Genomic DNA, 4,886 nt, shown 5'->3' on the forward strand with positions numbered 1-4,886 from the left:
CAAGCCGGAGCGGCATCTCGCCCGGTTGGGGAGGTCGGCCGCCGCTCTCGGTCTCACCGGGCCGACGGCCGGGGAATGGGGTGCGGGGATCGCGCTGGCCGCGCGGGAATGGGGCCCGGACTCCGAGGCGATGGTGCGGCTGGTGCTGTCCCGTGGCCCCGAGCGCGGGGGCCCGGAGACGGCCTACATCACCGTCGCCCCGGTCGGTCCACACGCGGTGCGAGCCCGCGCGGAGGGCATCGCGGTGACCGTGCTGGGCAGGGGGTTCCCGGCGGACTTCGCCGCGTCGGCGCCCTGGATGCTGCTGGGCGCCAAGACCCTGTCCTACGCGGCCAACATGGCCGCCCTGCGCCACGCGGCCGCCGACGGGTACGACGACGTGGTGTACCTGTCCTCCGAGGGAGAGGTTCTCGAGGGCCCCCGGTCGACGATCCTCATCGCCCGATCAGGTGAACTCGTCAGTCCCCCGGCGGAGGTCGGGATCCTCGAGGGCACCACGCTCGGGGCGCTGGCCGAGGTCGCGGAGCGGGAGGGTGTACCGGTCCGCCGCGAACGGCTCCTGCTGTCGGATCTGCTCACGGCCGACGCCGTGTGGTTGCTCTCCTCGGTCACCCTCGCCGCCCGGGTCCGCCGGATCGACGACGTGACGCTGGACGGGGCGTATCCCGGGGTCGACGTCGCCGGGATGGTCGACCGGGCGGTCGGGCGGGCCTGACGTCCCGTGCGGGACATCGGCCGACACCCGTCGCCGGTCCGAAGGCCGACGCGGACCCCGGGTCGGTAGGCCGACGCCGGGCGCGGTCAGCCGTCGACGGGCGCGGTCAGCCGGCGACGCGCCGCAGGCGCGCCGACATGTGCGGGACCAGGCCCTTCTCCGGGTGGACGCGCTCCTCGACCCACCCCAGGTCGCCGCCCTCGACGATCCCGTAGATGCGCTTGGCGCCGCCACGCTCCGGGCCGGTGGGGGAGGCGAGCACGACGTCGGTCGCCATCTCCCACGCGGCCTGGTTGATCGGCGCCCCGTAGTACATCTCGATGACCCCGGAGGCGTGCGCCACCAGGAACTCGAGCTGGTCGTCCGCGGAGATCCGCCAGAACCCCGACTCGCGGTAGGCGGCGTCGTCGACCGCCCCGCCCGTGTCGAACGTCCAGGCGCGGGAACTCCAGCTCAGGTAGTTCTCCCCGTCGTGGGAGACGACGATCTGCTGGCCGAAGCGGTGCTCGCCCCGGTCGGCGGTGTCCGCCTCGCCCTCGCCCTCCCAGACCCCCACCAGGGGGAGCAGGGCGAGAAGGCCCGGGTGCAGGTCAGGACCGAACCGGAGGTTGGCCGTGTCCCCCGGGACCGGGAGGTCGGAGAACGCCGGGATGTTCCGACCCGCGGTCTGTTCGGATCGCTGCGCCGCGGCATCGACCGCCGCGTTCGCGGACCCGCGGATGACCGAGCCGCCGTCTCCCCCCTCGGGGGTGGACGACGTGGGGTCGACCGCGCCGGTGTGGCCGCCGTCCGTCACGACTCGTCGGTGACCGTGCGGTACACGATGTAGCAGGTGACCCATGTGATGGCCAGCGTGCAGAGGACGAGGAGGATCTCGAAGAAGAGCACCATGGTCTAATCCTAACCCCGAGGGTGTCAGCCGAGTGAGATGCGGGCGTCGATCGAGTGGATCAGGCAGTCCTCGGGGGGTACCACGAAGTCCTCGCTGACCCGTGCCCTGAGCCCCACCACGGTCACGAGGGTGAAGTCCGCGTGCACGACGCCCTCGCGTCCCGGCGGATCGACGGTGATCAGGATGTCGCGCACCTCCCGGATGGTCGAGTACTGCAGGTGCAGGTGCAGGTCCCACTTGAGGTGGTCGGCGCCGAACCCGGTCCTGAGCCCGTTCTCCCGCCGGACGCAGTCCGGCGCGAAGGGCACCCGGAACGCGGCCGCGGGCAGCGTGAGCGCGGTGAGGTACATCCGCACCGCCGCCTCGCGCTCCGCGGGGGAGTACGGGCCGGGGTGGTCCGGGACCTGGGGGACCGCGCCCCGTCGCTGGTCGACGCCGACGATGACGGCGGAGGCCACGGAGGCGCCGACGGCGACGACGGAGGCGCGTGCGGCCAGTCCGAACGCTCGGGAGAGAAGTGACATGCCCCAGAGATTAGCGAGTCGATCGCCCGAGCGGGGCGAGGAGGATCCTCACCGCTCGACCGGGACACCGATCAGTGAGCCGTACTCCACCCAGCTGCCGTCGTAGTTGACCACGTCGGGCTGGTCGAGGAGCTCGTGGAGGACGAACCAGGTGTGGCTGGAGCGCTCACCGATCCGGCAGTAGGTCACCACGCGGCGACCGGGTTCGTCGAGGAAGTCCGCGTAGATCTCGCGGAGGTCGGCGTCGGTGCGGAAGGTGCCGTCGCGGGTCACGGCGCGGTTCCAGGGGATGCTCACGGCGCCCGGGATGTGTCCGCGTTGACGCCCGCCCTCCTGGGGTAGCCCGGCCGGCGCCGCGAGCCTGCCGGTGTACTCGTCGACCGAGCGGACGTCCACGAGCGCGTCGCTGCCCAGCCCCGCGAGGACGTCGTCGCGGAACGCGCGGATCGACAGATCCTGCGGGTCGGCCACGTAAGCGGTCACCGGTCGCCGGGGTACATCGGTGTCGAGAGATAGTCCGTCGCGCTCCCACCGCATGCGACCGCCGTCGAGCAGCCGCACGTCGGCGTGGCCGTAGAGGCGCAGATACCAGTAGGCGTAGGCGGCGAACCAGTTGTGGTTGCCGCCGTACACCACGACCGTGTGATCGCGGGTGATCCCGCGTTCGGACATGAGTTCGCCGAACCTCTCGCGGCCCACGAGGTCCCGCGTGTACTCCTCCTGCAACTCCGTGCGCCAGTTCAGCGCGACGGCCCCGGGGATGTGGCCGTCGGTGTGATACGCCGACACGTCCTCGTCGACCTCGAGGAAGACCACCGAGTCATCGTCGAGGCGCGATTCGGCCCAGCGGGTGCTGACCAGTACGTCGTCGCGACTCATATCGGGGAGTCTAGTGGTCCGGTCGGGCCAGGTCGCCGAGCGGCGTAGCGCCCGGGCCGGCCGTACCGCCGGCGGTGATCGTCCCACCCCGCACGGTGAGGGTCTCCACCGCGATCCCGAGGGGGAGGACGTCCGGGGAGAGGGTCAGCGCGGTCCGTCGCAACGCGAGGTCGGGGTCCTGGTCGGGGAGTCCGGAGGGTCCCGTCGCTGGCTCGACCGGGACGAGGTGCGCGCCGGACTCGTCGACGACCAGGTCGACGATCGCCGACACGCGGGTGTCGGTCCCCGCCAGGGTCCCGGTGACGCGGGCCCGGTGCTCGACCCCCCCGGCGAGGCTCGGGTCGTCGGCGCCGCCGACCAGGACGTCCCGCATCCCCAGGGCGGGGCCGAGCGAGTCTCCGGTGATCTGGACGGAGACGGTGACCGCACCCGCGGTCATGTCGGCGGACCGGTCCTCCGGCACGGACAGATCGGTGACGGCCGCCTCCACGGCCACCGGACCGAGACCCGGGCGGGTGACACCCTCGATGCGGATCGACGCCGACGCCAGTGTCCCGGGCCCCGCCCACCGTGTCGACGGGCCCCCACCGATCATCACCGACGGGGCCGCGACCCCCGGGGTCGCCGGGCGGATCCGGTTGGACACGTCCGCCTCCACCATGGAGGCGTTGACGGAGTCCACGGTGAAGGCGCCGACCACCACGACGGCCAGGGCGGCGGTCGCCACCGTGACACTGCGACGGGCTCTCATGGGGTTCAGGTCTACTCCGATCGTCGGAACTGGGGGACGGGTCGCTAGTATCGTCTGGGCGCCCGGACGAGGAGGAAGCGACACATGGACGTAGTGCTCCTCACGACTGAAGCCGACCCCGAGGCGGTGGTCCCCGCGCTGTCGCTCCTGCCGCATTCGGTCAGGCTGCTGCCGGCCCTCGCCTCCTCCGTGGCCGAGCTGTCGGGGGCCGCGCTCGCCGTCGTCGACGCGCGGAGTGATCTCGCGGCGTCCCGCGCGCTCTGCCGCCTCCTGTCGGGAAGCGCGGACATCTCCGTCATCGCGGTGGTCTCGGAGGGCGGGCTCATCGCGGTCAGCGGGGACTGGGGTCTCGACGACATCATCCTGCCGACCACGGGACCGGCGGAGGTGGACGCCCGGTTCAGGCTCTCCGCCGCCCGTCACTCCGCGCAGGGGGAGTCCGACGGCGGGTTGCTCACGGTGGGCGAGCTCGTGATCGACGAGGAGACCTACGTCGCCCGGGTGAAGGGGCGACCCCTGGACCTGACCTACAAGGAGTTCGAGCTCCTCAAGCACCTGTGTCAACACCCCGGACGCGTGTTCTCCCGCGCCCAGCTCCTCCAGGAGGTCTGGGGATACGACTTCTTCGGCGGAACCCGGACGGTCGACGTCCACGTCCGACGGCTGCGGGCCAAGCTGGGGCCCGACCACGAGTCCCTCATCGGAACCGTGCGTAACGTCGGGTACAAAGCGGTCCGGCCGACCGACCGCAGGGAGGACGGGGGAGACGCATGACCGCCATCGAGCACGCGGTGGACGACGAGACGGCCGCGCTGATCGAGGCCGTCGCCCGGGACGCCGCGGCCGAGGACGGGGTGGCACCGCTCGGCGAGCAGCCTCTGCGGTCGCTCCGGTCGGGCGACGAGCAGGCCGTCCGCCATCTCCTGGTCCGCGGAGACGAGGGTGAGGTCGCCGGCTACGCCCAGCTCGACGGCAGCGGCGGGGAGGCGACCGCCGAGATGGTCGTGGCCCCCGGGCGCCGTCGACGCGGGGTCGGGTCGGAGCTGGTCCGCGCGGTGTTCGACCTCGAGCCCTCCGCCGCGGTGTGGGCGCACGGTGACCTGCCGGCCGCGCGTGCACTCGCCG

7 protein-coding genes are annotated in these 4,886 nt (G+C 72.5%); 3 read left to right on the top strand and 4 right to left on the bottom strand.

What is annotated here, in order from left to right:
- On the top strand, positions 1 to 715 hold a 715-nt coding region (locus tag G6031_RS12365; RefSeq protein WP_182653419.1), incomplete at its 5' end, for an aminotransferase class IV.
- Positions 716 to 821: 106 nt separating this feature from the next.
- Here G6031_RS12365 and G6031_RS12370 read toward each other — a convergent pair.
- From G6031_RS12370 to G6031_RS12385, 4 genes are all read right to left on the bottom strand, one after another.
- A complete protein-coding gene (locus G6031_RS12370; RefSeq protein WP_182653420.1) occupies positions 822 to 1,511 on the bottom strand; it encodes a heme-binding beta-barrel domain-containing protein in 690 nt (229 codons plus the stop codon).
- A gap of 119 nt (positions 1,512 to 1,630) precedes the next feature.
- Complete coding sequence (locus G6031_RS12375) at positions 1,631 to 2,131, bottom strand: hypothetical protein (protein ID WP_182653421.1); 501 nt, start codon at positions 2,129 to 2,131, stop codon at positions 1,631 to 1,633.
- A 48-nt stretch (positions 2,132 to 2,179) separates the two neighbouring features.
- Positions 2,180 to 3,010, bottom strand: a complete 831-nt coding sequence (locus G6031_RS12380; RefSeq protein WP_182653422.1) for a sulfurtransferase — start codon at positions 3,008 to 3,010, stop codon at positions 2,180 to 2,182.
- A 10-nt stretch (positions 3,011 to 3,020) separates the two neighbouring features.
- On the bottom strand, positions 3,021 to 3,761 hold the full coding sequence (locus G6031_RS12385) for a DUF2993 domain-containing protein (protein ID WP_182653423.1): 741 nt from the start codon (positions 3,759 to 3,761) through the stop codon (positions 3,021 to 3,023).
- Positions 3,762 to 3,845: 84 nt separating this feature from the next.
- On the opposite strand from G6031_RS12385, the gene G6031_RS12390 reads away from it, so the two are divergent.
- The gene (locus tag G6031_RS12390; protein ID WP_179524621.1) at positions 3,846 to 4,535 is read left to right on the top strand and encodes a response regulator transcription factor; all 690 of its coding nucleotides are present in this window, start codon (positions 3,846 to 3,848) and stop codon (positions 4,533 to 4,535) included.
- Positions 4,532 to 4,886, top strand: a 355-nt coding sequence (locus G6031_RS12395) for a GNAT family N-acetyltransferase (RefSeq protein ID WP_182653424.1), incomplete at its 3' end; no start/stop codon positions are given. The genes G6031_RS12390 and G6031_RS12395, both read left to right, overlap by 4 nt.

It is taken from the genome of Dietzia sp. CQ4, assembly GCF_014145125.1.
GTDB lineage: Bacteria > Actinomycetota > Actinomycetes > Mycobacteriales > Mycobacteriaceae > Dietzia > Dietzia natronolimnaea.